The following is a 21095-nucleotide window of genomic DNA, read 5'->3' on the forward strand; positions in this document are numbered from 1 at the left end:
TGCGTTTTCGTTCGCAGCGATCAGCGAAGGAGGCGAATTATGCAGGTCGCTGAATCACCCGTCAAGCGATTATCGAAAAATAATTTCTGGGGCCGGTTTTCAGGGAACGAGGGGCCAATACGCCAACCCCGCTTCGGCCGAGACAAAGTCCTCAAGCAGTCCTCAAGCGGCCGCATCCAGACACCGGCTGCCGTTCATGCACGATGCGCTGATCAGGCCTTTCTGACGAATTCCGTTTTCAGGCTCATGGCGCCGAAGCCATCGATCTTGCAATCGATATCGTGATCACTGTCCACCAGCCGGATGTTCTTGACCTTGGTGCCCATCTTGATCACGCCGCCCGAGCCCTTCAGCTTCAAGTCCTTGATGACCGTAACGGTGTCGCCGTCCTGGAGCACATTGCCGGCCGAATCGCGATAAACCCTGCCCGCCGCCTCAGTCGCAGCCGTTGCCTGGCCCGACCACTCGTGTGCGCACTCCGGGCAGATATAGACGCCGCCGTCTTCGTACGTGAACTCGGAATTGCATTTAGGGCAGGGTGGCAATGCGCTCATGTCTAATCCTTGATACGGCAGGGGCAAAAGAAGCGCGGAAGTATACCGCGGCCGTTACGCAGCCCTTTCTGCCGCGTCAGTAAGCCGCGATGAAAAAGCCGGCCGCCGTAACCGGAGATCGCAGCGGCATCGCATCGATCGCCCGTCGAGCTGGAAAGCACCCTCTCCCTTGCCGGCAGATGGATTGCGCCGGGAACCGGCGGAACACAGGACGCGGCGCGCACCGACAGTTAGTTGCATCACTCAGATCACTCGGCCGCGGCACCTGTTTGCTCACGACGACCGACGAGCGGCGCGCGCCACGTCTGCGCGAGGAGCACCCCCGCGAGCGCCACGGCGCCGCCGAGAAGGTGATACGCGTGCAACTGTTCGCCGAACGCGCCCACGGCGAGCGCAGCCGTGAACACCGGCAGCAGGTTCATGTACATGCTGCACCGGTTCGGCCCGAGGTGTTTCACGCCCTGCATCCAGAAGAACGGCAGCACGACGGACGCCAGCGATCCCGCGTAGGCAATGAGTGGCAGGCTCGCGCGATTCGGCAGCGCGTCGACGAGCGGCAGGCGCAGGAGCGGCACGAGCATGAACAGCAGCGCCGCAATCGCCTGGACGTATGTCGATTGCCATGACGGCAAGCCCACGTGCCAGCGCCTCAACAGCACGCCGTAGAGTGCATATGCACCGCCAGCGGCCAGCATCAGAAGGTCGCCCGCATGGACACCGCCCGCCAGCAGCGCCGCCGGGTTGCCCGCCGTGATGAGCCAGACGAGTCCGGCGAACGAAAGCACCGCGCCGCAGGCCATGCCGGCCGTCGGTGTTTCGCCGAGCAGCGCGACGGAGAGCAGCAGCGTGAGCAACGGCACGAGCGCAGTCATGATCGCCATATTCGTGGCCGTGGTTGTCTTCGCGGCTTCGTACGAGAGGCACTGAAACAACGCCATCGCGAGAAAGCCAAGAAAGGCGAGTCTGGGCAACTGGGCAACGATCGCAGCGCGGTTGCGCCACGCCGCGGCGGGCACGAAGAGGCTCATCAGCGCGACGGCCAGCGCGAGGCGCCAGAACGTGATGGCATAGGGGTCGATGGTGTGCGCGGACAAGCGCGACACCATCACGTTGCCGGACCACAGCAGAATCGCGACGAGTGGAAAGAGCGCGGAAAAGGCAGGCATTGCGGGCATCCTGATGTTGACGAAGTGGGTCGGGAGAGCCTCGATGGTGCCCGCCGCGAACGCGGTCCGTCTCACGCTAGAATGTCCTTTGTTATCGCAAAATTGACATCGCACCGCGCCCGCCGATGATCGCGCTCCCTCCACACGACATCCACGTTCCATTCGAAGACACGCCGATGCCGGTGGCCGCGCTCGCCGCGGACTATCCACACGGTGCGTTTATCGACACGCACAGCCATCGCCGCGCGCAGCTCCTCTATGCGGTCGAAGGGGTGATGCTGGTCGAGGCCCGGACGGGCCGCTGGGTCGTGCCGCCCACGCGGGCGGTCTGGCTCGACGCGGGGCTCGAGCACACGGTGCGCATGAGCGGCAACGTACGCATGCGCACCGTGTTCGTCGAGCCGGGCGCCGCCGTCGATTTGCCGCAGGGAAGCTGCGTCGTGGATGTACCGCCCTTGCTGCGCGAGCTAATTCTCGCGGCCGTGCAAGCGCCGCTGGATTACGCGCCGGGCAGCCGTCATGAGTTGTTGATGCGTTTGTTGCTGGCCGAGATCGCCATGATTCCGCGTCTGCCACTGTATCTGCCGTGGCCTGCCGACGCGCGTTTGCGCAGGCTTTGCGACGCGATCGTGGCCGCCCCGGGAGCGCCGCACGAAGCCGCACATTGGGCCTGCGAACTCGGCATGGTGGAACGCACGTTGCATCGCGCGTTCCAGCGCGAAACGGGCATGACGCTCGGACGCTGGCGCCAGCACGCGCGGCTCTTTCTCGCGCTCGAACGCCTCGCGCACGGCGAGAAGATCCTCACGGTCGCACTCGATCACGGCTACACGAGCCAGAGTGCGTTCGCCGCCATGTTCAAGCGCCACTTTGGGATCGCACCGTCTGCCTTCTATCGCTGATCCCGCTGCTGCGCGCTACGGCTTCACCGCGTAACGCACCAGCTCGACCGCGGCCGTCGCGGGCACGCAATACATTTATTCCGGATATCTAATTAACCCGCCATGCATGCACAGAAAGCGGTCGATTTCGTGAATTTATCTACGCCCGAAATCGATTGCGCGTGCAATCACACGAGCAGTTGCCGCGCCAGCACTTCTCTCGCCTGCGTCACCGTTTCCTGTTCGCCGGGATGCGGCGGCATCAGCGAGAAAACGGCTTCGGGCAAGACCGGCAAGCGATGCTTCGCACCGAGCCGCACGAGGCCCTCGCCAATTGCCGATGTGCACAGGCAGCCCACGCCCAGACCAGCGGCCAGCATGGATTGCAGTCCGCCCACGCCGGACGCGCTATGTACGAGTTCGTAGGTCATGTCGTTTGCTTCGAGAGCGCGCACCGCGACCTGATGCATCATGCAGTCGCCCGGCAGCAACACGAGCGGCAACGGCTCCGGCAACTGCTCGGCCAGCGACGGCGAGGCGACCCAGGAAAGCGGCTCGCGGCGCAACTCCCAGCGCGCGTCGGCGTCGATATCCGCGGGCCGGAACGGCCCCGTCGACATGTGCATGACCACGCCCAGATCGATCTGCCCCCGCGCATAGGCGACTTCGATATCGGCGCTCTTCATTGCGCTCACATGCAGGCTCAGGTGCGGATAGCATTCGCGCAACCGGACCAGCAAACCGGCGACCTCATGGGTGCGGAAATACTCCGTGATCGCCACGCGCAACTCGCCCTTGATCGCCTGCCCGCGCAATTCGTCGTAGGCGGCTTCATTGAGCGCCACGAGCCGCCGCGCATGATCGAGCAGCCGGGTGCCCGCCGCCGTCAGCTCGACGCCGCGCTTGCTGCGCGTGAAGAGCGGCATGCCCGCGCGCACTTCGAGCTTGCGCACCTGCTCGCTGATCGTGGATTGCGAAAGATGCAGGAGCGGCGCCGCCGCCGAAAGGCTGCCCGTGTTCGCCACGGTTGCGAACGTCTTCAACTGGTCGAATTCAAAGCCGCGCATGGCGTTCCGCATCCATCGAATAACGCGATGGATCATAGCATTAATTCCCGCTTTTCCGGACCATGAGACGCGCAGAGAATAGCGGTTCCATGATGGGCTGCGTGCCCACAACGGCGGCGCACCTGCAATTGCATCCGCCCCTTTATCACTGAGCACACCTATGTCCGACAACACCTTCGCCGCGCGAGCGACGACATCCCGCGTCGCCGCAAGCGATTCCGCCGAGGCCGCGCACGGCCATCACGGCTGGGCGCTGGTCGTCCTGCTGGTCGGCGCGATCCTCCCCCCGCTCGACTACTTCATCGTGAACCTGGCGCTGCCCGCGATCCGCGACGGGCTGGGCGCGCAGGCAACCGAGCTGCAACTCGTGGTCTCGGCGTACGCGTGCGCGAACGCCGTCATGCAGATCACCGGCGGACGGCTGGGCGACCTGTACGGCCGCAAACGCGTCTTCATGGCGGGCATGGCGGGTTTCGTCGTCGCCTCCACGTTCTGCGGCCTCGCCACCAGTGGCGCGATGCTCGTCGCCGCGCGCATATTCCAGGGCCTGTTCGCCGCGATCCTCGCGCCCCAGGTGCTCGCCACGATCCGCAGCGTATTCACGCCGCACGAGCAGGTGCGCGTGATGGGGCTCTATGGGTTCGTGTTCGGCGTCGCCGCGGTCATCGGACAGCTCGGCGGCGGCGCGCTGATCAGCCTGCATCCGTTTGGCCTTGGCTGGCGCGCGATCTTCCTCGTCAATCTGCCGATCGGCGTGCTCGCGCTCATCGGCAGCTGGCGCTACATACCGGAAAGCCGCCCGCCGAGCGGCCGCCGCATCGACGTGCCGGGCACCATCCTGCTTTCGCTGTTCCTGCTGATGCTGGTCTATCCGCTCACGCGCGGGCGCGAGTCCGGCTGGCCGCTGTGGATGGTCGCCTGCCTGATCGGCTCGCTGCCCATGCTCGGCTTGCTGTTGCGCGTGGAGTGGCGCAGTCTCGCCAACGGCCGCGACCCGCTGCTCGACGTGCGGCTCTTTCGCAATCCCGTCGTCGCGCTGGGCCTCGTGCTCGCGTTCGTGTTCTATATGACGAGCGCGTTTTTCCTGAGCTACGGCATTTATTTGCAGGGCGGCCTGCACTGGTCGCCGCTTGCGTCGGGACTCGCGATCCTGCCCTTCGGTCTTGGCTTCCTCTCCAGCCCGCTGCTGATGCCGCGCCTCGTGCACCGTTTCGGCGGGTATCGCGTCCTGACGCTCGGCTTCCTGCTGCTCGGGACCGGCCTTGCGATCGCGGCCGCGCTGGCCGGCGCGGGCGCGCCCGGAAGCGGCTTTTACGTCGGGCTTGCGGCGATTGGGCTCGGCCAGGGCTTCGTCCTGCCCTCCGTCGTGCGGATCGTGCTTGCCGAAGTGGAGCCCGAGCGCGCGGGCGTGGCCTCCGGCATGGTCTCGGCGACGTTGCAGATCGGCGCGGCCGTGGGCGCGGCAACGCTGGGCGGGCTGTTCTTCTCGTTGCTCGGCGCAACGCCGGCCGCCGCCGACTATGCGCATGCATTCAGGACGACGATGTTCGCGCTCGTCGCGGTCCTGCTGCCCTGCGCCGCCCTGTCGAGCGCGCTCGGCCCGCTGCATCGGCGGCGGCATGCGAGCGGTTGACCCGGGTTGACCCGCCGCGCGGGGCGCGGAGCGCTGCGACACCGTAACCCAGGCGATAATCTGCCAGACAGAAATCGACTTGAGAGACGGAGAAGGAATGAGCAAGCAAGGCTTTACCACGGGCATCGTTCACGGCGACAGAATCGCGGGCACCGAGCACGGCGGCGTGCGCCAGCCGATTCACACGTCCGTGCAATATGGTTTCGAACGCGTCGAGGATCTGATCGGCGTGTTCCAGGGCACGAAAAAGGGCGGCTTCAACTACGCGCGGCAAGGCACTCCCACGACCGCCTCGCTCGAGCGCAAGATCACGAGCCTCGAAGAAGGCGTCGGCACGATCTGCTTCAGCACCGGCATGGCCGCGATCACGGCGACGTTCCTCACGCTCCTGCGCGCGGGCGACCATCTCGTGTCGAGCCGCTACGTGTTCGGCAACACCAACAGCCTGTTCGGCACGCTGCGCACGCTCGGCGTCGAAGTCACGACCGTCGACGCCTGCGACGTCGAGAACGTGAAGAACGCCATTCGCCCGAACACGCGCATGGTGTTCGTCGAAACCATCGCGAATCCGGGCACGCAGATTCCCGACCTGGAAAGCATCGGCAACGTGTGCCGCGAGCGCGGTCTCGCGTACGTCGTCGACAACACGATCACCTCGCCCGCCTTGTTCAAGCCGAAGGCGGTTGGCGCGAGCCTCGTCATCAACTCGCTGACGAAGACCATCGCGGGCCACGGCGCCGCGCTCGGCGGCGCGGTGACCGACACGGGCCTGTTCGACTGGAGCGCGTATCCGAATATCGCCGACGACTACCGCCGTTCGGCGCCGAAGGACCAGGGGCTCTTGCAGATCCGCAAGAAAGGCCTGCGCGACATGGGCGCGGCGCTGTCGTCGGAACAGGCGCACTCCATCGCCATGGGCGCGGAAACGCTCGCCTTGCGCGTGAAGCAAAGCAGCGACAATGCGCTCGCGCTCGCGCAGTTTCTCGAAGGACACGACGCTATCGGCAAGGTGTTCTATCCCGGCCTGAAAAGCCATCCTCAATACGAGATCGCGCAGAAGCTGTTCAAGGGCGCTTCGTGGCTGCTCGCGTTCGAGTTGCTCAACGCGGATCGCATGATCGACGTCGTCAATGCGCTGCAACTGCCGATCAAGGCGACCGGCCTCGGCGACACGCGCACGCTCATCATTCCTGTTGCGCCGACGATCTTTTTCGAAGCGGGGGCGGCAACGCGCAAGGAAATGGGCATCTCCGACGGCATGCTGCGGCTTTCCGCGGGCATCGAGGATATCGACGACCTGATCGCGGACTTCTCGCAAGCGCTCAAGCTGGCGGCGTGACGCGCGCCGTGTGGCCTTGAATGTGCCCTTGGTCGCGAGCCATGAAACCCCGCTGCGCGGGGTTTTTCATCTCTCACGGGGCCCAGCCGCTTTTTCAGCCACGGCGTAGACGCCATGCGTGAGGACCTCTTGCGCGCTAGCAGCCTGCTCAACGCCGCATCGCATGCGATCCGCTCGATGCCCCCGCCAACGGTGCATCACCGCATCAACCTTGCCACGAATTACCATGACAGACCGCGAATTGATCGTCCCGCCCGCGATGCAACGTATCGTTGAACGCGCCGGATATGTACCGGCCGTGAAAGTCGGCGCCACCGTTTTCTGCGCCGGCCAGGTCGGACGCACCGCCGATCTCGAAGTGATCGCCGACCCGGAAGCGCAATTTCTGGCGTGCTGGGAAAATCTGCGTGTCGTGCTGGAGGCGGCCGGATGCGGCTTTGAAGATGTCGTCGATATGACGACGTACCACGTGCAGATGAGCACGCACATGCCCGTTTTCCGCGAAGTGAAGAATCGGGTCTTTCCGCGCGGCACGTGCGCATGGACGTCGATCGGCGTATCCGAACTCGCGCATCCCGGCTTGCTGGTGGAGATCAAGTGCGTGGCCGTGCAGCGCGATCCGGCTGCGAACGCCTGAATATCGGCGCATGCCCCGCAGCGGGCAATGTGTCCCCCACGCATGTTCAAAAAGGAGCGCCCATGAAGTTTTCGAATTACCTGTTGCTGGTCGCCGTGGCGCTGTCCACGACCGCTCACGCGCAAACCTCGCAGACGTTTCACTTTGGCGAAGGCGAGAGCTCGCCGCAACGCGCTCACGCGAATTCCGCGCCGCCGCCGCCCGGCCAGGCGCAACCCCAACTGCAGGCGAAGTCCAAACCGAAGTCAAAGCACAAGCAGCACCACCGGCACCATACAACGCGCCAGTCGCCGCTTCAGGACCCGTATTCGCACCCCTGATCCGGCAAAGGCCAGGCACGGACCTCGCCCGCCGGACATCATGCTCCCTCGGTCACGTCCACCGCGTGTTGCCGAAGCATCACGAGATCCTGTCTTTCCCTGCGATGCCCGCCGCCTCCTGCACGATAGCTTCTGGAGCGGCCGGTGGGGCGATTGACCAGTTCGATCCTGAGCGGGAAGTTGATGCCGGGCACGATCCAGTATTTGCGCTCCGCGCTCACCGAACGACGCCCCACGCCCTCGTAGATTTCAATCCAGCCACTGCCTTCGATCCGAAACGCGTTGAAGGTCTGCTGCGCCGCCGTGATGGGCTCTCGGGCGACGATCTTCAGGTCGAGTGAAATGAATTGCTGTCCGTATTCAGGATGATCCGCGTGCCATGCGGCGGTCCATTGCTTGCCGATCTGAATTTCGGTGGGAGCGAGTTGCGCCGGTACGTCGTTCACGCCGCCATGCGGCGAGGCGATCACATTGCCCATCGAGTCCCATACCCAGCGTCCGTCGTTTCCTTCAACGCGGTCCGCATCCAGATCGACTTTCGTAATGCGAACGCGATAGCGCCGTTTAGGCAGCCCCGTCAGGAGATCGCTCACCAGAAATATCGCTTCGTCGTCGACCGTGAAGTGGCGGCCGAGCGGATAACGCCCGGCGGAAAACGGATTGGCCGATGGCCGGTTCAGATTGGCCAACGTATCGCCCGACGCGACTTCAATTGTCGTGGCGCCCTCCTCGTCCGCGTCGCTCGACACGAGTGCGGAACTCGCCGGAGCGGGCGTGACCGCCATCGAAGCCGCCGCCGTCGCGGCTTGATGACCACGGGACGCCGCGAGCAAGCGCGTCAGACGCATTTGCGCGATCTCGGCGAAGCGGCCATCCGGAAACTTGCGCAAGTAGGCAACCCAGTCGTCGGGATTGCGTGACGACTTGATCCGCATCCAGGTGTCGAGATCGTCCCGCGTGATGACTTCGATCTCCGCGTCGGTGAGCGGCTTCGCGTCGTTTTCGAAGATGTACACGTCGTTCTCGAGCGACGTCGATTCCCACGGAATCTGCCCGCCGTTCGACATGAGCTGCACGTTCAGGCGCACGCGCTTGAACGCGTCCTCGATCCGCGTGGCCGTGCGCGACAGTTCGCGCACCAGGCTCCCGGTGTACAGGCCGTTGTTCGCGTCGCCGTCGTATGCAACGCTGCCCGGCGATGTGGCATAGGCCAGCAGACTGCCCACGGGTGCGTCGAACTGGCTGAGCCCCGCTTGCGCGGGCCGGTATGTGCCGTTGAACGGATCATTGCGACACGCATCGAGAATGACGACGTATGTCTTTCCCTTCGCCTTCGCAAACGCGTCGAGCAACGCGCCGAGATCGACACAGCGCGATCGGAGTTCGTCGCCGGTGCTCACGTGCGCGTCCACCGGAATCAGATAGTTGTGCCAGTCGAGTTGCGCGCCGTGCCCCGCGTAATAAAAAATCGCCAGCTTGACATCGGCATTCGAAAGGCTCTGGCCGAATTGCTGGATGGCGGACAGACAGGTATCGCGATTCGCATCGAGTTGTGTGTCGACGTGAAAACCCGCCTTGCTGAGCAAACCCGCCATTGCCTGCGCATCGTTTCCCGGATTACGCAGCGCCATGTGCGGATAGTGGCTGTTGCCGATGACGAGCGCGACCCTGGAGGCCGCATCGGAGCCCGCCCGGCTTGTCGCGGACGCAAAGAGTGACGGCAAGACCGGCAACGCGCCGATGAACCTGCGACGGGTGATCACTGTTCCCCACGCTGAGTCAGCAAACGATGCTGGATGCATCGTTTCCGGAAAGAACTTCCCGGCCGGTTAGCGGCGCGCCAGTCGCGCCTTGCCTCTGCCGGACACCGCCTCTCATTATCCCGTTCGTTGCCTGTGGAAGGACCGTGAAGGTCCGGGAAAATGTGCGATAGCGAACGGTTTATACGGCGCCGGCAAACGCGAAGTCCCGATCCGGTCCACGTTTCAGGCAGTGTCTGTACGTTTTATTTTCTTCGTCCTCAATTAGCGTACATGTCGATTAAGCGTACAAAAAAGCCACATCTCGATAATTTTCCCATAAAATTCAATCGAGTAGACATCTTGTACGTTATTTGCACAGTGTTCTTTTTTAACGTACACTGGAAAATAACATACAGGAGTGTCCTTGATGGCTGCCACTCACCGCCTTTCCGCCTCGGAGCAGATGGCGCTTAGCCTGGCATGCGAAGCCTTCTCGGACGCCACGCATCGCTACCACGCCGAACCGGGCTTCAGCCCCCCCTCACGCCCGCCCAGGGTCGACGCATCGGTGCGCTTTTCGGTTTCCGGCAAGCAGTTCGAAATGCCCGTGGTGATCGCAACGAACCCCGCCAGCGCCTCGAGCGCCGGCATTCGTCTCGCGAGCGCCGCAGCCGGGCCGAAGTCCGGCCGGCCGGTCATGCTGGTCACCCAGCATGTCACGGCCAGGCTCGCGCAAAGCCTTATCGCGAAGGGCATTCCGTTTCTGGACACCGCCGGCAACGCCTGGCTCGACGAGCCCGAGGCCACGATCATGATCGTGGGGCGCAGCAAACCTGCGCTCGCGCAAAGCGACACACGTTCGCGCTCGACAACCCCAAAGGGCTTGCGCGTAACATTCGCGCTTGCGACTCAACCGGGCCTCGTGCAACAGCCGTACCGCACGATTGCGCAAGCGTCGGGCGTGGCGCTGAACACCGTCAACCTCGCCGTCGACGACCTGATCGCACGAGGGCTCGTCGTTCACAAGGGCAACCGGCGCGCGCTCGCCAACCCGCGCCGCATGATTGACGAGTGGGCGAGCCTGTACCCTGCCCGCTTGCGGCCAAAACTCATGGCGCAGCGCTTCACGAGCGGCGTGGGCGTCGACTGGTGGCAAGGCGCACATCTTTCGGGGCTCGAAGCGCGCCTGGGCGGCGAGTGCGCCGCCGATCTCCTCACGCACGAGATCAAGCCCGCGTCGGTCACGGTCTATGCGCGCACAGCCGCGACGCTCGCGCTCAAGAAAACCGCGCGCCTGCGCGCCGACCCGCAAGGCGAAGTCGAAATACTCGAGTCGTTTTGGCCCGAAACTGCCGAGCGCAACTGGGACGTCCCGCCGGGCGTCGTCCATCCGCTGCTCGTCTACGCCGACCTGATCGCCACGGGCGACAGCCGGCACCACGCCGTTGCACAGACCGTCTATGACCGCTTCCTCGCAAACACCGGTAGTCAAGGTGCCGGCTGACCGGCCGGTCCCCGCGCTCACCATCGCGCTGCTGTCCGCCGTAAAAGACGCCTGCGGGCAACTTGGCGCGCACTTCGTGCTGGCGGGCGCAACCGCGCGCGACATCCAGTTCTGGCACCTCCGGGGCATCAAGTCGCCGATCGCCACCCGCGACGTCGACGTGGCGGTGTGCGCGCTCAGTTGGGAGTTTCATCAGACGCTGATCGACCGGTTGCTCGCGAGCGGCCACTTCACGCGCGACGCAAAAGCCCAGCAAAAGCTCATCTTTCAGCGCGAGACCGACGCATTTGGCGTGCAACTCGACCTCGTTCCCTTCGGTCCGGTCGAGGCGCAGCCCGGCACGATTGCCTGGCCGCCCGACGGCGACATCGTCATGACCGTGCTGGGCTTTCAGGAGGCGGTGGACACCGCCGAGCAGATCGACATCGGCGAAGGACAGGTCGTTCCGGTCGTGACGATTCCCGCTTTCGTGCTGCTCAAGCTCATGGCGTGGCAAGACCGGCGCACGTCGACATCCACCGACGCCTCGGACATCCTGTTCGTACTCCGTAAGTTCTTCTTCGCGGGCAACACCGACCGGGTGTACGACGAGGCCATGGACCTGCTCGAAGCCAGCGAGTTCAAGGCCGAGATCGCCGCCGCAGGGCTGCTCGGGCGCAACGCCCGGGACGTCGCGCGCCCCGCAACCCGCGCGGCGGTGCGCGCGCTGCTCCGGTCGCGCAAAACCTACGCCACGCTACAGTCGGACCTGCTCGCGCGCGCCGCGACGCTCATGCTTGGCGAGTTCGTCGACGACTCGGACGATTTGCTGGCCGCCTTCACCGCGCAGTTCGTTGCCGATCCGCCCGCCAGCGGCCTCGCTGACGACGATGGCGGCTAGCCGGCCAGCAGGCCAGGAAGCAGCCATCAAGCCGCAACGCTTGGCGAAGCGGCGCGGACCTATGCGAAACCGTAGATAAGCATCTGACGATATCTTGGTTGCATCGACGCCAGAACGGATTATGGTGGGAGATCCTGCGTCGGGTCTGTCCGCGCTATCCGCAAGCTGGAACGTATGCCCTCTCATGTCGATGCTTTCTCCGCCTGGCTGCTCGAAGGTCTTGAACCGACGAGCACGCTCTTTCACGTAGGCCAGTATTGCGGCGCGTGGCAGGCTTCGACAAGCGGCCATCGGCGTGCGAGCTTTCATGTGGTGCTGCACGGCCGGTGCTGGCTCCATGTGCCGGCGCGAGCGCAACGTCCCGCGCGCAGCGTGCCGCTCGCCGCGGGCGACGCCGTGTTCCTGCTCGCCGATTCGCCCCACTGTCTTTCGCCCGATCCGCTCGCGCCCGAGCGCGGTCGCGAAACAGCGCGCGCAGGCACGATGACGCCGCTCGACCCAGACGGTCGCGAAGCGCCCGGCAGCCTAGGTCTTGCCTGCGGCTTCTTCGAGTTCAAAGCGGGCCTCGACGATCTCATGCTCGGCCTGCTGCCCGATCACGTGATCGCGCGTCACGATCAGTCAGCGCTGCATGGCGCGCGCCAGATTTTCGAGTTGATCCGGGCCGAGGCGCTGCTCGATCCGCACACGCCTTCGCCACTCATTGCGCGTCTAACTGGCCTGCTGTTCGTCTACGCGCTGCGCGCGCTCGACGGCAACGACGAACTCGCGCCCTGCTTCTGGTCGCTCATGCGCCGGCCCGCGTTCGCGCCGCTCGTCGCGGCCATCGTCGCCGAACCCGGCAAGTCATGGACCACGGCGAGCATGGCCGAATTCAGCCATATGTCGCGCGCGCGCTTTTGCAAACTGTTCGCGGAGTTGTCGGGGCAGCCGCCCGCGCAATTCGTCACGCTCGTGCGCATGAAGCTCGCGGCGTCCATGCTGAGCACGGGGGCCAGCACGCCCGATGCGGCGGAGCAAGTGGGCTATCAATCGGAATCGGCGTTCGCACAGGCGTTCAAGCGCGTGACCGGCGTGCAGCCCGGCGCGTGGCGGCGCACCGCTAAGGATGCCGAATCGCTCGCGCACGTCGCGCTCCATTGAGTGCCACGTATGGACGATGTAGGGAAATCGCGCGAAAACCGCACGCAAGACAAATCCGCATGAATCGCAGACGCGCGCGCATTGTTCGCCGTTGCGCGCGACAACATAATCGCACCACTTTCACCGAATCTGCGAGGAACCGTCATGAGCCGTCTGCCGCTGCACACCATCGAAAGCGCGCCTGAAGCGAGCCGCCCGTTCCTGGAGCGCTCGCAGGCCGCGAACGGCTTTCTGCCCAATCTCGTCGCCTCGCTCGCCAACGCACCCGTCGCGCTCGAAACGTATTTGACCGTCGGCGAGATCAACGCGCGCAGCGGCCTCACGCTTGCCGAGCGCGAAGCCGTGCAGATCACCGCCGCCGCGATTCACGGCTGCGGCTTCTGCGTGGCGGGCCACACCGCCGTCGCGCTCAAAAAGGCGCAGTTGCCCGAAGCCGTGGTTGGCGCGCTGCGCGACGGGCGTGCGAGCGGCGATGCGCGGCTCGACGCCGTCGCCACGTTCGCGCGCGAGGTGATCGCCACGCGCGGCGCGGTGCCCGACGCCGCGCTCGCCGCGTTTCGCGAAGCCGGTTTCAGCGACGCGAACGCGCTCGAAGTCGTGCTCGGCGTGAGCCTCGCAACGCTGTGCAACTTCGCGAACAACCTCGCGCAAAACGAGCTCAATCCTCAACTGGCCGCCTATCGCTGGGAAGCGGGCGTGCGCGCGGCATGACGAGCGCGCGGCTTCACACGCTGCCGGCCGATCTCGCGGCCTGGCTCGACGCGCACGCCGAGGCCATCGACGCCCACTCGCGCGGCGACAATCACGCAAGCGAGATCGTGCCGCGACTCGCGCGCGCGGGCCTCTTTCGCGTGGGCGTGGCCGCTGCGCTGGGCGGAGCGGGCGGCACGACCGTCGACGCCATCGAGGCGATCGCCGCCGTCGCGCGCCATTCGCTTGCGAGCGCGTTCGTGTTCTGGGGCCAGCGCACGTTCATCGAATACCTGCTGCAAAGCGATAACGACGCCCTGCGCGCGCGCTGGCTGCCCGTGCTCCTTTCGGGCGAGCACGCGGGCGCGACGGGACTCTCGAACGCGATGAAATACCTCTGCGCGATCGAGCCATTGCAGATGCGCGCCACGCCGCTCGACGCCGGCGCCACACGCTTCGCGCTCGACGGCGCGTTGCCCTGGATCACGAATCTGCGCCCCGAAGGCTTCGTGGTCGCCGCCGCGTTCGACCGCCACGACGGCGCGCCGCCCGCCCTCTTCGCCGTACCGCACGACGCGCCGGGCGTCACGCGCAGCGACGACCTCGACCTGATCGCCCTGCGCGGCAGCAACACGGCCGCGCTCACGCTCGCGCACACCGAGCTCGACGCAAGCTGGCTGATCGCCGCCGACACGCCTGCCTTCCTCTCGCGCGCCCGCCCCGCGTTCCTCGGCCTGCAATGCGGCATGTCGATTGGCCTTGCGCGCCGCGCGCTCGAATCCGTCGATGCGAGCAGCCCCGCCGTGCGCGCGGCGCTCGCCGATGACGCCGCCGCGCTGCGCGCCGAACTCGACACGCTTACCGCGCGCCTCTACGAAGGCGTGGCAAGCGGCGCCTTCGTCGCGCAGCCTGCCGCGCAATTCGAAGTGCGCATCGGCCTGGCCGATGTGGTCGCGGCCGCCGCGCGTCTCGACGTGCAGGCAGCGGGCGGCCGCGGCTATTTGCGCGCGCAGGGCGCGGCGCAAACCACAAACGCCACAAGCATGACGAACGACACCGCGCGCCGCAGCCGCGAAGCCGCCTTCGTGCCCATCGTCACGCCCACGCTCGTGCAGTTGAAAACCCAGCTCGCGCAGCATCGCCGCAGCGAGGCCGCATGAGCGGCGGCGCGCACGCAGCGCCCGCGCCGCGTATCGCGTTGCGCGGCATCCGCATGGGCTGGCAGCAGCGCAACGTGCTCGACGGCGTCGATCTCGACGTGCACGCGGGCGAACTCGTGTCGATCCTCGGGGCGAGCGGCGCGGGCAAGTCCACGCTGCTGCGCATCGCCGCCGGGCTGATCGCGCCGGCCGCGGGCGAAGTGCGCGTGGACGGCGCGCGGCTCGACGGCACGCGCCCCGACGTCGCGCTCGCGTTTCAGGACCCGTGCCTGCTGCCCTGGCTTTCGGTCGAGCGCAACGTGGCGTTTGGCCTGAACTTCCGCCGCCAGCCCGCACTCGCGCGCAGCGTGCGCCAGGCGCGCGTGGCAACGGCATTGCAGGCCGTGGGCCTCGCGCATGCCGCGCATCTCGCGCCGCGCCAGCTTTCGGGCGGCATGGCACAGCGCGCCGCGCTCGCCCGTGCACTCGCACGCGAGCCGCGCACGCTGCTGCTCGACGAACCGTTCGGCGCGCTCGACGAAGTCACGCGCGCCGACATGCAGCGCCTGCTCGTGCAGGTCGTGCGCAACACGCAGGCCGCGACGCTGCTCGTCACCCACGACATCGACGAGGCGCTGCTCGTTTCCGACCGCGTGTGCGTGCTCGGGCAGGGCGGCATCGCGCTCGATCTCACCGTCGACGTGCCCGCGCCGCGCCACTCGCACGTCGAAGCGCTCGGCGCGCTGCGCGTGCGGCTCGTGAGCGCGCTGCACGACTCCATGGCGCGCACCGCCGCGCCCCACCTGTAAAACCCGCAACCCACGAGGACGACCACCGCATGTGCCAGTTTCCGATGACCCGCCGCGAGTGGCTCAAGCTCGCATCGCTTTTCACGGTCGCGGGCGCCGCGCCGCTGCTCAGCGCGCTCGACGCGCGTGCCGCGAGCGAACCGGACGCGCCGCTGCGCATCGGCTATCTGCCCATTACCGACGCGGCGCCCCTGCTCGTCGCGCACAACAACGGCTATTTCGCGCAAGCGGGCTTGCAGGTCGAAAAACCCACGCTGCTGCGCAGCTGGGCACAGCTCGTCGAGGCCTTCCTCTCCGGTCAGGTCAACGTCGTCCACCTGCTCTCGCCGATGACGATCTGGGCGCGCTACGGCAGCCAGGCGAGCGCCAAGGTCGTGGCGTGGAATCACGTGAACGGCTCGGCGCTCACGGTCGCGCCCGAGATCGACAAACTCGCGGATCTGGGCGGCAAGACCTTTGCCGTGCCGTTCTGGTACTCCATTCACAACGTCGTGCTGCAAGACATGCTTCGCGCGCAAGGCCTCACGCCGGTGCTCGCGAAGGACGGTGCGCTCAAGTCCAACGAAGTGCGCCTCGTCGTGATGGCGCCTTCCGACATGCCGCCCGCGCTCGCCGCGAAGCAGATCGCGGGCTTTATCGTGGCGGAGCCGTTCAACGCGGCAGCGGAGGCGCTCAAGGTCGGCAAGATCCTGCGCTTCACGGGCGACGTCTGGCGCGATCACGCGTGCTGCGTGGTGTTCATGCACGAACGCGACCTGACCGGGCGGCCCGCGTGGTCGCAAAAGGTCGTCGATGCGATCGTGCAGGCCCAGGTGTGGACGCGCGCGCATCCGCAAGAAGCCGCGCAACTGCTCTCGAAGAGCGGCGCGAATCACTACACGCCACACGCGGCCGGCCTGCTGCAAAGCGTGCTCGCGCCCACGCCCGCCGACGAAGCGCGCTATCTGGGCGACCGCGCCATCATTCACGGCGACTGGCACGAGAAGCGCATCGACTTCCAGCCCTATCCTTACCCCGCGTACACCGAGGAACTCGTGCGGCGGCTCAAGGCGACGCAGGTCGAAGGCAACGGGCAGTTCATCAAGGCGCTGGACCCGGCCTTCGTGGCGCGCGATCTCGTTGACGACCGCTTCGTGAAAAAGAGCATCGAGGCTGTCGGCGGCATGAAGACATTTGGCCTGCCCGCTTCGTATGCGCGCACGGAGACGATCGTTGTCTAGCCTGCCCGCCCACTCCGGCGCCGCGCGAGGCGCCGCGCCGCCGGGCGAAGGCGCGCACCGGGAACGTGCGCGCGGCGTTCTGGCGCGCGCTTCGCTCGGCGTGCTCGGCCTCGTGGCGATCCTCGCGTTCTGGGCAGCAGGCGTGGCGGTGCTCGCGCGCCACAACGCGCTCGCCGCGCAGTTCGGCCCGCTCGCGGCGCTGCAAACCTTCCCAGCGCTCGTCACCGACGACCGGTTGTTCGCGCATATCGGCGCGAGTCTGCGGCGCATTGGCGTCGGTCTCGCGTTCGCGATGGCGATAGGCGTGCCGCTCGGCTTTCTGATCGGCCGCGTGAAGGTGCTCGAAACGGCGCTGTCGCCCGCGCTGCAATTCCTGCGCATGATCTCGCCGCTTTCGTGGATGCCGATCGCCGTGATGTCGCTCGGCGTGGGCGACCCGCCCGTGTACTTCCTGCTCGCCTTCGCGGCGGTGTGGCCGATCGTGATGAGCACGGCGTCGGGCGTCCAGCATATCGACGCGCGCTGGGTGCAGCTTGGCGAAAGCCTCGCCGCGACGCGCGCCGAAATGCTCTGGCACATCTACGTGCCGGGCATTGCCGCGCATGTGCTCACGGGCGTGCGCCTCGCCATCGGCGTGTTGTGGATCGTGCTCGTGCCCGCCGAAATGCTGGGCGTGAGTTCGGGACTCGGTTACCTGATTCTCGATACGCGCGACCGGCTCGCGTATTCGGAGCTGATGGCGGTCGTGCTCGTGATTGGCGCGCTGGGCTTCCTGCTCGACCATGTGGCGCGGCAGCTCTATCGCCGCTTTGGCGCGCAGCGCTGATCCTGCGGGCTTCCCGGCGGCGGGAACACCGCCGGGAAGCTCGGGAATGCCCCGAACATCAATGCGCGCGAGCCTTCACCGTGTTGCCTGTGCGAGCACCTCACGGATGCGCGCGAGGTGCAGGTCGCCCACCGCCGTATGAACGGGTGCAACCGAGCGCCCCCGGCGCGCAGCGGGCGGCCACGCGCCCAGGTACCGGCACAGCGCGGAAACGAACGGCCGCTTTCCTCCGGCAGCCAGCCGTTGCGCCGCGGCCCCGACGCGCTGCGCGCCCACGTTGGCGACCAACCATTCCAACGCCTGACGGTCTTCATCATTCACGATGCGGATCAGCGATTCCATGCCACGCTCCTACTGGACGTAAACACATACTGTTAATTTATACAGTATTTTGCACCGCCGCAAGGTGGATTTTGGATTGTGGCGTGAGTGGGCGTGCATTGGTGCCCCGGGGAATGCCTGCGAGCCACGACGCCAAATTGGGGTCTTATTTGCACACCCGCACAACGAATCCATCCGATCATTTAGCTATTCTTATGAATAAAAACGGCGCGCATAAAAAGCTTGCATGAACCGCAAGAAATCCCGCGATCCGATCGGTCGCGCGCATGCGAGGGAATACGCTATGTGCGGTAGGCAACAGCGGACATTGACGCGCTGTGGGAAATCAACCATATTTTCCTGCAAGCGGTAGCGCTCGGACCAGCGCCGCCGCTTTCCTGTGCATGCAGATCGTGGGTTCCGCGAGGCCTTGCCGATCGCTTCAACAACGATTCTGAGCATGCCGAAATGGCATCGCCATAACGGTGGGACGCACGCATGTCCGCTCAGATTACTCACGACCCGAGTTACCCCTTTGCGTGCAAGCGCTGCGGTGGGTTGATCTATCAGCACGTCGACTTCTGCCCTTACTGCGGCACGGATCGACCGCTCGACACCGTTACGCTGGGCACGCATCCGAAAGCCACGCTGGAAGCGCTCGGTCCCACGGCGGCCGCGCCGCCCGTGCCTGCGGCCGCGAAGCTCTCACCGGCCGCCGCGCTGGCATCCGACCACCCGTCGGCGCAGCCCGGCGATCCGCACCAGTTGCCCGGCCATGCGTTGCCGTTCGGGCTCACGAAACGATGGATCCTGACGAAGGGCCTCTTCCTTTTCTGGCTCGTTCTCATGTTCGGCTACGCCACCTATCTGCTGCTTGGCGACAATCGCAAGCAGGAAAGCGCGAACGAAGATCAGAGCACGCACTCGTCGGGCGGCTCGGTCTCGACCTCTGCGTCCCGGGAAACAACGAACGCTACGCTGTCCCCTGCTGCCGACACGGGGGCGCCCGCTGCCTCGCCGCCGCCCCGTGCGACGCCGCAATACACGGATGTGGCCGACAGCTTGCGCGTCGCCCGCAGGAGCCTCGCGGAAAACAACCTGTTCGACGCGAAGGCCGCGAACAGCGCCGCACTCGCGCGCGACCCGGACAACGAGGACGCGCGCACGATCCAGCGTGACATCGCGGCGCGCGAGCAGCGGCGCGACAACGCATTGCAGGGCGCGGAGCGATGCGCGGCGCAGCATACCTGGGCCTGCGCCCAGCAACAGGCGTCGGAGGCCCTGGCAATCGATTCGAGCAGCCAGCACGCGCAATCGTTGCTGGAGCGCGCCATCGTCGCAACGGCCTGGAAGCCGCTCGGGTCGCCGAATTCAACGAGTTCGACGGGTTCGACGAAGGCGCCCAATCCCGCTAATCCTGCGAATGGCGCCCCGCAAGCAACCACGACAGCCACGGCTAACCCGTCCGCGAACGCAGGCGCCGCGAATGCAGCGAGCAACGACCACGGCGTCGATGCTCAGGAGCGCGCGATCCTGCAAAACGGCTGGAAACCATCCACCCCAACCGGCACCGCACATTGAGCAGGACTCCATAACACTTCGAAGTCTGCCGCACCTCACCTCCAACGCGGGAGAGAGACCATGCTGAAAACGATTCTGGCGGCCCCGGTGGCCCTGCTGGCACTGATCGCCCTGTTTTTCACGACACTTTCCATGGCCGCCGCGCCAGACGCGCACTACCGCATCGTGACCGGCCCCGAGCGCGGCACCTACATTCAGATCGGTCAGGACCTGTCGAAATGGGTTGCCCAACCGGCCGGCATCGACCTCGAAGTGCTGCCCTCGAAAGGTTCGGCGGAAAACGTGCAGCGCATGCGTTTCGAGCCGGGCGTGAAGCTCGCGCTCGTGCAATCGGACGTCTATCAGGCTTATGTTGACATGGCCAATTCCGGCAACGAAGAGGCGGGCACGATGATTCGCCCACTGCGCCTCATCATGCCGCTCTATGACGAGGAAATTTACTTCGTCGTGCGCAACGACTCGCCGATGAAGACGATCAACGAGATCAAGGACAAGGTGATGAGCGTGGGGCTGATTGGCAGCGGCACTGCGCAATCGGCAAGCACGCTGTACCGCCTGATGTTCGGCCAGCCGATTCCCGAGCAGAACGCGCAGCACCTGAGCAATGAAGACGCGCTTGCCGCGCTGATCGTGAAGAAGATCGACGTTGCGATCATCGTCGCCGGGCAACCCGCGAAACTCTTCACCGACATGAACCCCGAGTTGCTACAGCAGATCCGCTTCCTGCGCGTCGACCCGAACGCGCCCGAAACGGCGCGCGCCAGGCAAACCTACTTTCCCGCGACGATCCACGTATCGAGCTACCCGAACTGGCTGAAAGAGGACGTGCCGACATGGACGGTCAAGGCCTTTCTCGTCACCTATGACTACAATCTGCGCGACACGGTCGGCAACCTGAAGCGCTTTGCCGATTCGCTCTGCGAGAACTTCGACAATCTCCAGGAACACGGCCACCCGAAGTGGAAGCAGGTGAAGCTCGAATTACCCGGTCTTGGCAAGGGGTGGCAATACTATCAGCCTGTCGAGCGGCGGCTGAAGGCGTGTTTCGCGCATCGCGCCGCGATGCAAGCGGCCAACAGCCCGGCCAACGGCGCGGCCGCGCCGCAAGGGGCCACCGCTTCGCAAAAGATCAACGGAAGGCCTTGTACGGACCAGGAGCGCCTGCTACTGCTTTGCGGAAAGTAACGCGGCGAAGTACCGGACGCCGCTATGGAACCGTTGGTGAAGAACTCGCCGTCCGGAGGCACCTCATGACAGAAGCAAGCATACGTGACGCACTGGATGCGCATTGGCGCGCGTCGGCAGCGGGCGATCTCGACGCCGAGCACGCCATCTATGCCGACGATGCGATCTGTGATTATCCCCAATCGGGCGAGCGGATTGTCGGGAGAGCCAATTTGCAGGCGCTGCGCAGCCATCACCCGGACAAACCATCGGGCTTCAACGTAAGAAGAATTCAGGGCGAAGGCCCGCTTTGGGTGACCGAATACATCATTTCATACAAGGGGCGCGCCACCTGTACGGTCAGCATCATGGAGTTCAGGGGCACCCAGGTCGTGCACGAGACCCAGTACTTCTGCGATCCGTTCGACGCTCCGGCATGGCGAAGCCAATGGGTCGAATGGGTCGCGCGGATCACGTGA

21 protein-coding genes are annotated in these 21095 nt (G+C 65.6%); 16 read left to right on the forward strand and 5 right to left on the reverse strand.

Annotation, left to right across the window (positions count from 1 at the left end):
• Window positions 1-212: 212 nt before the first annotated feature.
• Both C7401_RS41455 and C7401_RS41460 read right to left on the reverse strand, forming a co-directional pair.
• Entirely contained in the window at window positions 213-554 is a 342-nt protein-coding gene (locus C7401_RS41455; protein WP_112177854.1) for a zinc ribbon domain-containing protein YjdM, read from the reverse strand.
• A gap of 248 nt (window positions 555-802) precedes the next feature.
• Window positions 803-1720: a DMT family transporter gene (locus C7401_RS41460; RefSeq protein ID WP_112177855.1), complete on the reverse strand. Its 918-nt coding sequence runs from the start codon at window positions 1718-1720 to the stop codon at window positions 803-805.
• A gap of 125 nt (window positions 1721-1845) precedes the next feature.
• Here C7401_RS41460 and C7401_RS41465 point away from each other — a divergent pair, with 125 nt between their 5' ends.
• The gene (locus C7401_RS41465) at window positions 1846-2622 is read left to right on the forward strand and encodes an AraC family transcriptional regulator (protein WP_244315075.1); all 777 of its coding nucleotides are present in this window, start codon (window positions 1846-1848) and stop codon (window positions 2620-2622) included.
• Window positions 2623-2789: 167 nt separating this feature from the next.
• Here the strand turns inward: C7401_RS41465 and C7401_RS41470 are convergent, their stop codons facing one another.
• Window positions 2790-3668, reverse strand: a complete 879-nt coding sequence (locus C7401_RS41470; protein WP_112177856.1) for a LysR family transcriptional regulator — start codon at window positions 3666-3668, stop codon at window positions 2790-2792.
• A 160-nt stretch (window positions 3669-3828) separates the two neighbouring features.
• Here C7401_RS41470 and C7401_RS41475 point away from each other — a divergent pair, with 160 nt between their 5' ends.
• From C7401_RS41475 to C7401_RS41490, 4 genes are all read left to right on the forward strand, one after another.
• A complete protein-coding gene (locus C7401_RS41475; RefSeq protein ID WP_112177857.1) occupies window positions 3829-5301 on the forward strand; it encodes an MFS transporter in 1473 nt (490 codons plus the stop codon).
• Window positions 5302-5398: 97 nt separating this feature from the next.
• Complete coding sequence (locus C7401_RS41480) at window positions 5399-6640, forward strand: cystathionine gamma-synthase family protein (RefSeq protein WP_112177858.1); 1242 nt, start codon at window positions 5399-5401, stop codon at window positions 6638-6640.
• Between the two features lie 226 nt (window positions 6641-6866).
• Window positions 6867-7277 carry a RidA family protein gene (locus tag C7401_RS41485; RefSeq protein ID WP_112177859.1) on the forward strand — a complete coding sequence of 137 codons (411 nt, stop codon included), beginning with the start codon at window positions 6867-6869 and terminating at the stop codon, window positions 7275-7277.
• 62 nt (window positions 7278-7339) lie between these two features.
• Complete coding sequence (locus C7401_RS41490) at window positions 7340-7597, forward strand: hypothetical protein (protein WP_112177860.1); 258 nt, start codon at window positions 7340-7342, stop codon at window positions 7595-7597.
• Window positions 7598-7635: 38 nt separating this feature from the next.
• Here the strand turns inward: C7401_RS41490 and C7401_RS41495 are convergent, their stop codons facing one another.
• Complete coding sequence (locus C7401_RS41495; protein WP_181565822.1) at window positions 7636-9360, reverse strand: caspase family protein; 1725 nt, start codon at window positions 9358-9360, stop codon at window positions 7636-7638.
• Window positions 9361-9766: 406 nt separating this feature from the next.
• On the opposite strand from C7401_RS41495, the gene C7401_RS41500 reads away from it, so the two are divergent.
• From C7401_RS41500 to C7401_RS41535, 8 genes are all read left to right on the forward strand, one after another.
• The gene (locus tag C7401_RS41500; RefSeq protein ID WP_112177862.1) at window positions 9767-10843 is read left to right on the forward strand and encodes a type IV toxin-antitoxin system AbiEi family antitoxin; all 1077 of its coding nucleotides are present in this window, start codon (window positions 9767-9769) and stop codon (window positions 10841-10843) included.
• Entirely contained in the window at window positions 10800-11723 is a 924-nt protein-coding gene (locus C7401_RS41505; protein ID WP_112177863.1) for a nucleotidyl transferase AbiEii/AbiGii toxin family protein, read from the forward strand. The genes C7401_RS41500 and C7401_RS41505 overlap by 44 nt, the downstream gene beginning before the upstream one ends.
• Window positions 11724-11897: 174 nt before the next feature.
• Complete coding sequence (locus tag C7401_RS41510; protein WP_112177864.1) at window positions 11898-12866, forward strand: AraC family transcriptional regulator; 969 nt, start codon at window positions 11898-11900, stop codon at window positions 12864-12866.
• A gap of 144 nt (window positions 12867-13010) precedes the next feature.
• A complete protein-coding gene (locus tag C7401_RS41515; RefSeq protein ID WP_112177865.1) occupies window positions 13011-13577 on the forward strand; it encodes a carboxymuconolactone decarboxylase family protein in 567 nt (188 codons plus the stop codon).
• Window positions 13574-14716: an acyl-CoA dehydrogenase family protein gene (locus C7401_RS41520; RefSeq protein WP_112177866.1), complete on the forward strand. Its 1143-nt coding sequence runs from the start codon at window positions 13574-13576 to the stop codon at window positions 14714-14716. Before C7401_RS41515 ends, C7401_RS41520 begins: the two co-directional genes overlap by 4 nt.
• Window positions 14713-15504 (forward strand): ABC transporter ATP-binding protein, encoded by a 792-nt coding sequence (locus C7401_RS41525; RefSeq protein WP_112177867.1) that lies wholly within the window; start codon window positions 14713-14715, stop codon window positions 15502-15504. Before C7401_RS41520 ends, C7401_RS41525 begins: the two co-directional genes overlap by 4 nt.
• Before the next feature lie 29 nt (window positions 15505-15533).
• Entirely contained in the window at window positions 15534-16724 is a 1191-nt protein-coding gene (locus C7401_RS41530) for an ABC transporter substrate-binding protein (protein ID WP_112177868.1), read from the forward strand.
• Window positions 16696-17550, forward strand: coding sequence for an ABC transporter permease (locus C7401_RS41535; protein WP_112177869.1), 855 nt, complete (start codon window positions 16696-16698; stop codon window positions 17548-17550). The genes C7401_RS41530 and C7401_RS41535 overlap by 29 nt, the downstream gene beginning before the upstream one ends.
• A 75-nt stretch (window positions 17551-17625) precedes the next feature.
• Here the strand turns inward: C7401_RS41535 and C7401_RS41540 are convergent, their stop codons facing one another.
• On the reverse strand, window positions 17626-17892 hold the full coding sequence (locus C7401_RS41540) for a CppA family protein (protein WP_112177870.1): 267 nt from the start codon (window positions 17890-17892) through the stop codon (window positions 17626-17628).
• Between the two features lie 477 nt (window positions 17893-18369).
• Here C7401_RS41540 and C7401_RS41545 point away from each other — a divergent pair, with 477 nt between their 5' ends.
• The 3 genes from C7401_RS41545 to C7401_RS41555 all read left to right on the forward strand — a co-directional run bounded on the left by C7401_RS41545 (window position 18370) and on the right by C7401_RS41555 (window position 21095).
• The gene (locus C7401_RS41545) at window positions 18370-19452 is read left to right on the forward strand and encodes a zinc ribbon domain-containing protein (protein ID WP_146758084.1); all 1083 of its coding nucleotides are present in this window, start codon (window positions 18370-18372) and stop codon (window positions 19450-19452) included.
• Between the two features lie 60 nt (window positions 19453-19512).
• Complete coding sequence (locus tag C7401_RS41550; RefSeq protein ID WP_112177872.1) at window positions 19513-20637, forward strand: TAXI family TRAP transporter solute-binding subunit; 1125 nt, start codon at window positions 19513-19515, stop codon at window positions 20635-20637.
• Between the two features lie 65 nt (window positions 20638-20702).
• On the forward strand, window positions 20703-21095 hold the full coding sequence (locus tag C7401_RS41555) for a nuclear transport factor 2 family protein (protein WP_112177873.1): 393 nt from the start codon (window positions 20703-20705) through the stop codon (window positions 21093-21095).

This window comes from Paraburkholderia unamae, assembly GCF_003268775.1.
Classification (GTDB): Bacteria; Pseudomonadota; Gammaproteobacteria; order Burkholderiales; family Burkholderiaceae; genus Paraburkholderia; species Paraburkholderia unamae.

What these genes read in the sequence shown, in the direction of transcription:
- C7401_RS41455 (WP_112177854.1), bottom strand. Translation starts at nt 554, where the DNA reads ATGAGCGCATTGCCACCCTGCCCTAAATGCAATTCCGAGTTCACGTAC.
- C7401_RS41460 (WP_112177855.1), bottom strand. Translation starts at nt 1,720, where the DNA reads ATGCCTGCCTTTTCCGCGCTCTTTCCACTCGTCGCGATTCTGCTGTGG.
- C7401_RS41465 (WP_244315075.1), top strand. Translation starts at nt 1,846, where the DNA reads ATGATCGCGCTCCCTCCACACGACATCCACGTTCCATTCGAAGACACG.
- C7401_RS41470 (WP_112177856.1), bottom strand. Translation starts at nt 3,668, where the DNA reads ATGCGCGGCTTTGAATTCGACCAGTTGAAGACGTTCGCAACCGTGGCG.
- C7401_RS41475 (WP_112177857.1), top strand. Translation starts at nt 3,829, where the DNA reads ATGTCCGACAACACCTTCGCCGCGCGAGCGACGACATCCCGCGTCGCC.
- C7401_RS41480 (WP_112177858.1), top strand. Translation starts at nt 5,399, where the DNA reads ATGAGCAAGCAAGGCTTTACCACGGGCATCGTTCACGGCGACAGAATC.
- C7401_RS41485 (WP_112177859.1), top strand. Translation starts at nt 6,867, where the DNA reads ATGACAGACCGCGAATTGATCGTCCCGCCCGCGATGCAACGTATCGTT.
- C7401_RS41490 (WP_112177860.1), top strand. Translation starts at nt 7,340, where the DNA reads ATGAAGTTTTCGAATTACCTGTTGCTGGTCGCCGTGGCGCTGTCCACG.
- C7401_RS41500 (WP_112177862.1), top strand. Translation starts at nt 9,767, where the DNA reads ATGGCTGCCACTCACCGCCTTTCCGCCTCGGAGCAGATGGCGCTTAGC.
- C7401_RS41505 (WP_112177863.1), top strand. Translation starts at nt 10,800, where the DNA reads ATGACCGCTTCCTCGCAAACACCGGTAGTCAAGGTGCCGGCTGACCGG.
- C7401_RS41510 (WP_112177864.1), top strand. Translation starts at nt 11,898, where the DNA reads ATGCCCTCTCATGTCGATGCTTTCTCCGCCTGGCTGCTCGAAGGTCTT.
- C7401_RS41515 (WP_112177865.1), top strand. Translation starts at nt 13,011, where the DNA reads ATGAGCCGTCTGCCGCTGCACACCATCGAAAGCGCGCCTGAAGCGAGC.
- C7401_RS41520 (WP_112177866.1), top strand. Translation starts at nt 13,574, where the DNA reads ATGACGAGCGCGCGGCTTCACACGCTGCCGGCCGATCTCGCGGCCTGG.
- C7401_RS41525 (WP_112177867.1), top strand. Translation starts at nt 14,713, where the DNA reads ATGAGCGGCGGCGCGCACGCAGCGCCCGCGCCGCGTATCGCGTTGCGC.
- C7401_RS41530 (WP_112177868.1), top strand. Translation starts at nt 15,534, where the DNA reads ATGTGCCAGTTTCCGATGACCCGCCGCGAGTGGCTCAAGCTCGCATCG.
- C7401_RS41535 (WP_112177869.1), top strand. Translation starts at nt 16,696, where the DNA reads ATGCGCGCACGGAGACGATCGTTGTCTAGCCTGCCCGCCCACTCCGGC.
- C7401_RS41540 (WP_112177870.1), bottom strand. Translation starts at nt 17,892, where the DNA reads ATGGAATCGCTGATCCGCATCGTGAATGATGAAGACCGTCAGGCGTTG.
- C7401_RS41545 (WP_146758084.1), top strand. Translation starts at nt 18,370, where the DNA reads ATGTCCGCTCAGATTACTCACGACCCGAGTTACCCCTTTGCGTGCAAG.
- C7401_RS41550 (WP_112177872.1), top strand. Translation starts at nt 19,513, where the DNA reads ATGCTGAAAACGATTCTGGCGGCCCCGGTGGCCCTGCTGGCACTGATC.
- C7401_RS41555 (WP_112177873.1), top strand. Translation starts at nt 20,703, where the DNA reads ATGACAGAAGCAAGCATACGTGACGCACTGGATGCGCATTGGCGCGCG.